Genomic DNA, 5,293 nt, shown 5'->3' on the forward strand with positions numbered 1-5,293 from the left:
GTGTGAGAACCGCATGGCAGAGCAAGACAAACCCGTGGTCGTCGACGCCCACCCAGAGAAACGGCAACACCAAGATCACAGCTATAAAGAAGATGCCGATCTACGCGGCAGTAAAGGGCGACTAAAAGCGATTGCGAGCGAGTATCAAGTTGATGCTCGCTTACAAGACGTGGAGCAAGAGGATCTCGCCCATCGCAGCGCAAACCGCCAACGCCAGGTGATGCAAAAGCAACAAGCCAACCTCGAAGCGATCATTGCTCATACCTATGAAAGTTRTCACAGTGAAACGGCACAAACCCCCGATCCGGATTGGCTGGTACGCTTTTTCGACTTAGCCCGCAATATTCACGGCTATGCGATGCAACAGCTTTGGGCCAAGATCCTTAAACAGGAAATATTGCGTCCGGGAAGCACCTCGATCAAAGCACTCACCCTTTTAGAAACCATGACCCAGCGCGAAGCGCAAGCACTGCAACGCGCCTGTGCATTGTCCAGCACCTTTGGCCAAGACAGCACCAAAAAGCTAGTCACCGGTTTTCGCCGCCGCCAAGGCTTGGTGCAACTGCTACGCCCAGAGCCGCCCCATAAGCTCTCTCTGGGTCACTATCAACTGTCTTACACCGACTTAATGCTGTTGATGGACTTGGGGCTGATCCTGCGCACTGAGCTCGAATCCGGCGTGATTGAAATGCATCCTGCCATGCCATTTACACTGCAAGACACCCAATACATGCTCACTCCGCTCCACAAAGGGATGCGCCTGTATTATTACCGCTTTAGTCCCACCGGCCACGAGCTGGCTAAACTGGTCGGCAAACGCGTGCATCCCGACTACCACCACGCGATTTGTGCGTTGCTCGCCGAAGGCTTTGAGATGCACAGCGATATTGGCGATACCGTCAACACCCATGCGTGATACCTTTAGGTGCGCAGCACCCCCCGATCGCGCAACACATCAAGGCAGACCGCCACATGCTCAGCAACACGCTGATCGCCAGTTAAATGAATCGCCGGTGCGTGCGGCGGTTCATAATCTGACGATATGCCGGTAAACGCAGGGATCTCGCCAGCGCGCGCTTTTTTGTACAGCCCTTTTGGATCGCGCTGCTCGCACACCGCCAGCGGCGTATCGACAAAGACTTCGATAAACTGCCCCTCTGGCAAACGCTCGCGCACCCTCTCTCGCTCCGCGCGGAATGGTGAGATAAAAGCACTGAGGACAATCAGACCAGCATCGGTCATCAACTTAGCCACCTCGCCAATTCGGCGAATGTTCTCGGCTCTGTCCTGATCGGAAAAACCCAGATCGCGACACAATCCATGGCGAATATTATCGCCATCCAGCAAATAGGTATGGTGCCCTTCTGCCACCAAGGCGGCCTCCAACGCACCAGCAATGGTCGATTTGCCCGAGCCAGACAAGCCAGTAAACCAAAGCACGACCGGCTGCTGCTGCTTTTGTTCACTGCGCGTTGCTTGATCAACACTATGTGTATGCCAGATCACGTTAGGATCGGAAGACGATATAAAAGATTGCGTCATAAATAGTCTCTCCGTCCGCCATGCCAAAATACGTGTGTTATCACGATTCACCTATTCTCTTATCATTGCCTTGATGAGACCTCGTATCGGGCTAGCGAATGATGTGGCTAGCCCGATATAGGGCTTATTAACACTCAGGTATTATCTATCCCAGCTGACCAAGATCCCGCGCTTGCCAATGCGGGAAGTGCTTGCGGATAAGCTGGTTTAATTCAAGCTCAAACGCTGAAAACGACGAGGTGGTTAGTGGCTGCGTCTCAGCGACATGACGAATCATGCCCGCGCCGACCGTCACATTGGTGAGACGGTCAATCAGGATAAAGCCACCGGTATTCGGGCTATCGTGATAGGTATCTAGCGGCACCGCTTCGCTCAGGGTCAAGGTGCAACGACCTATGCCATTGAGCGGCAAGGTGTCTGCGTCATGAGTATTAAGCGTATTAACATCGACCCCATACGACAGTGCCTCAACCTGCGCTGAGGTTTTCTTGCTGGCCAACTGAATATCGTATTCGCGCCCCGGTGCCAGTGGGGTTTGCGTCATCCACACCACGTCGGCGTCAAATCGTTGACCCACCGCCACGTCATCATCCGCTCGCACCAAGAGATCGCCACGCGAGATATCAATTTCTTTATCCAAAGTGAGGGTGACCGCTTGACCGCTAAAGGCGAATTCACGATCACCGTCAAAGGTGACGATGCGCGCGATCTTCGCGGTAAGCCCAGAAGGGAGTACCTTAACCTCATCGCCCACATGCAACTCGCCACTGGCAAGGGTGCCTGCATAGCCACGGAAGTTCAGATCCGGTCGATTGACATACTGCACCGGAAAACGGAACGCGCCCGTCCCGCGTGATTTTTCAATGTCGATGGCTTCTAGCTGGCTGAGTAGCGGCTCGCCTTGATACCACGCCATCGCGTCACTGGCATTGACCACATTGTCGCCTTCCAGTGCCGACAAAGGCACCATAGACACTGACAAGCCGGGGTTGAGCTGATCGGCAAATGCCAGATACTGCTCTTGAATTTCATTAAACCGGGTTTGGCTATATGCCACCAAGTCCATCTTGTTTACCGCTACCACAAAATGCTGAATACCCAGCAAGTTAGCGATATACGAGTGACGACGAGTCTGATCCAAGATGCCGTGACGGGCGTCGATTAAGATCACCGCTACATCACAGGTCGACGCGCCGGTAGCCATATTACGGGTGTACTGCTCATGGCCTGGGGTATCGGCGATAATAAACTTACGCTTGGCGGTGGAGAAATACCGGTACGCCACATCAATGGTGATCCCCTGCTCGCGCTCGGCTTGCAGGCCGTCTACCAGTAGCGCCAGATCCGGTTTCTCCCCCGTGGTACCGACACGCTGGCTATCGGCATGGACAGCAGCCAGCTGATCTTCATAGATCTGTTGCGAGTCGTGCAGCAAGCGGCCAATCAAGGTCGATTTACCGTCATCGACCGAGCCACAGGTCAAAAAGCGCAATAAACTTTTGTGTTGGTGCTGTTGCAGATAACCCTCAATACCCAGATCGGCCACCTGTTGTTGAATTGCTGGATTCATGACTGCTCCTTAGAAATAACCCTGACGCTTTTTGCGCTCCATGGATCCGGACTGATCGTGGTCGATCGCCCGCCCTTGGCGTTCACTTGAGGTAGCGACCAACATCTCTTCGATGATCTCTGGCAAAGTGGTCGCGGTAGATTCAATCGCCCCGGTAAGCGGGTAACAGCCCAGCGTGCGGAAACGTACCGATTTATGCATCACGGTTTCTTCGGGTCCAATCGGCATCCGCGCATCATCGACCATGTACAAGGTGCCCTCACGCTCCACCACCGGGTGTTCAGCCGCCAAGTAAAGCGGGACAATATCGATATTTTCCAGATAGATGTATTGCCAGATATCGAGCTCAGTCCAGTTAGAGAGCGGAAACACACGAATGCTCTCGCCCGGGTTCACTTGACCGTTATAATTGCGCCACAGCTCTGGCCGTTGATTTTTCGGATCCCAGCGGTGGTTCTTATCGCGAAACGAATAGACGCGCTCTTTGGCGCGGGATTTTTCTTCATCTCGACGCGCACCGCCAAACGCCGCATCAAACTTATGTTGATCCAGCGCCTGCTTCAGCGCTTGGGTTTTCATGATGTCGGTGTGCTTGTCGGAGCCGTGATCAAAAGGATTAATCCCCTGTGCTATTCCTTCTGGATTTTTGTGCACAATCAGATCTAGCCCCAGCTCTTTAGCGGTGCGATCGCGAAAGGTAATCATGTCGCGAAACTTCCAATCGGTATCGACATGCAACAGCGGAAACGGGATCTTACCGGGGTAAAAGGCTTTGCGTGCTAAATGCAGCATCACCGACGAATCTTTACCAATTGAATACAGCATCACGGGGTTATCAAACTCCGCTGCGACTTCCCGCAGTATATGAATGCTCTCGGCTTCCAACTGCTGGAGGTGAGTCAGTGTTTTTGCGTCCATCTTCATTATCCTTTAAGCGAAGTTAACCACGGCGGTTGGCGCTTGCGTGGGATCAGCATCGGTTGCCACATTATTATCACCAAACCAAGTCAGCTGACCGGCGAGGGCCGCGACTTCGCCCACTACGATTAGGGCTGGCGACGCCGCTTGCTCAGCCAGCGACGGTAAATTATTGAGTTGACCGGTAAAGACTTTTTGCTCTGGACGGGTGCCGTTTTCAATCACCGCCACTGGCGTCTCCGGTGAACGGCCATGAGCCAAAAGCTGGCTTTGAATGTGGGCCGACTTCATTAGCCCCATGTAGATCACCAAGGTTTGCTGCGCGCGTGCCAAGGTGGCCCATTCCAGCGTGTCTTGTTCTTTTTTCAAATGGCCGGTAATAAACAGCGCCGTTTGGGCGTGATCGCGATGGGTTAGCGGAATACCGGCATACGCTGTTGCCCCTGCAGCGGCGGTGATACCAGGCACCACTTGAAACGAGACACCGGCGTTGGCCAGTGTTTGTAACTCCTCGCCACCACGGCCAAACATAAACGGATCGCCTCCTTTTAAGCGCACCACCCGTTTTCCCGCTTGGGCATGCTCCACCAATAGACGATTGATGTCGTCTTGGCTAACACTGTGGTAGCTCGCCCGTTTACCCACGCAAACCAGCTCCGCATCTCGGCGACACAACTCCATAATCGGCTCAGCGACTAAGTAGTCGTATAACACCACATCGGCTTGCTGCATCAATTGCAACGCGCGCAAGGTCAATAGCCCAGGATCCCCTGGCCCGGCGCCAATCAAGGCCACTTCGCCTTGGGTGGTGATTTGTCCACTAAGCTGTTCAAGCGCCTGCTCGGCTTGCTGGTGTTTGCCCGCCGCGACTAAATCAGCAAACCGGCCACTAAAAGCGGCCTCCCAGAATTTGCGCCGCCCCGTTAAGGTCGGAATGCGTGCTTTCAGTTTGTCGCGAAACGCGCCCGCCATCGCTGCCATTTTGCCGATATGTTGGGGGACCAAGGTTTCAATTTTTTCACGGAGCATCCGAGCCAATACCGGCGCTTTACCGCCCGACGAAATAGCAATGATAATGGGAGAGCGATCCACTAATGAGGGGACAATAAAGCTGCACTTGGGCGTATCATCAACGACATTGACCAAAATATTGCGGCTGTCAGCGGCCGTGGAGACCAGCTCGTTGACGAGGGCATTATCGGTCGCCGCAATTGCCAGCATGTTTCCATCCAGGTGTTCGGGACGAAACGCCTCGCGCAACAC

5 protein-coding genes are annotated in these 5,293 nt (G+C 53.9%); 1 reads left to right on the forward strand and 4 read right to left on the reverse strand.

Annotated elements, in window-relative coordinates:
- Positions 1-916 (forward strand): TIGR03899 family protein (locus BZG79_RS11150; RefSeq protein ID WP_242414168.1); only part of this gene is annotated, 916 nt, incomplete at its 5' end.
- A 5-nt stretch (positions 917-921) separates the two neighbouring features.
- Here the strand turns inward: BZG79_RS11150 and cysC are convergent.
- The 4 genes from cysC to cysG form a co-directional block, all read right to left on the reverse strand.
- Positions 922-1,542 carry an adenylyl-sulfate kinase gene (gene cysC, locus BZG79_RS11155; protein WP_077676652.1) on the reverse strand — a complete coding sequence of 207 codons (621 nt, stop codon included), beginning with the start codon at positions 1,540-1,542 and terminating at the stop codon, positions 922-924.
- Positions 1,543-1,687: 145 nt separating this feature from the next.
- A complete protein-coding gene (gene cysN, locus BZG79_RS11160) occupies positions 1,688-3,112 on the reverse strand; it encodes a sulfate adenylyltransferase subunit CysN (RefSeq protein WP_077774416.1) in 1,425 nt (474 codons plus the stop codon).
- Between the two features lie 9 nt (positions 3,113-3,121).
- Positions 3,122-4,030, reverse strand: a complete 909-nt coding sequence (gene cysD / locus BZG79_RS11165) for a sulfate adenylyltransferase subunit CysD (RefSeq protein WP_077459989.1) — start codon at positions 4,028-4,030, stop codon at positions 3,122-3,124.
- A gap of 12 nt (positions 4,031-4,042) precedes the next feature.
- Positions 4,043-5,293 (reverse strand): siroheme synthase CysG (gene cysG / locus BZG79_RS11170; protein ID WP_108743279.1); only part of this gene is annotated, 1,251 nt, incomplete at its 5' end.

The sequence above is a fragment of the Salinivibrio sp. MA427 genome (genome assembly GCF_001996115.1).
GTDB lineage: Bacteria > Pseudomonadota > Gammaproteobacteria > Enterobacterales > Vibrionaceae > Salinivibrio > Salinivibrio costicola.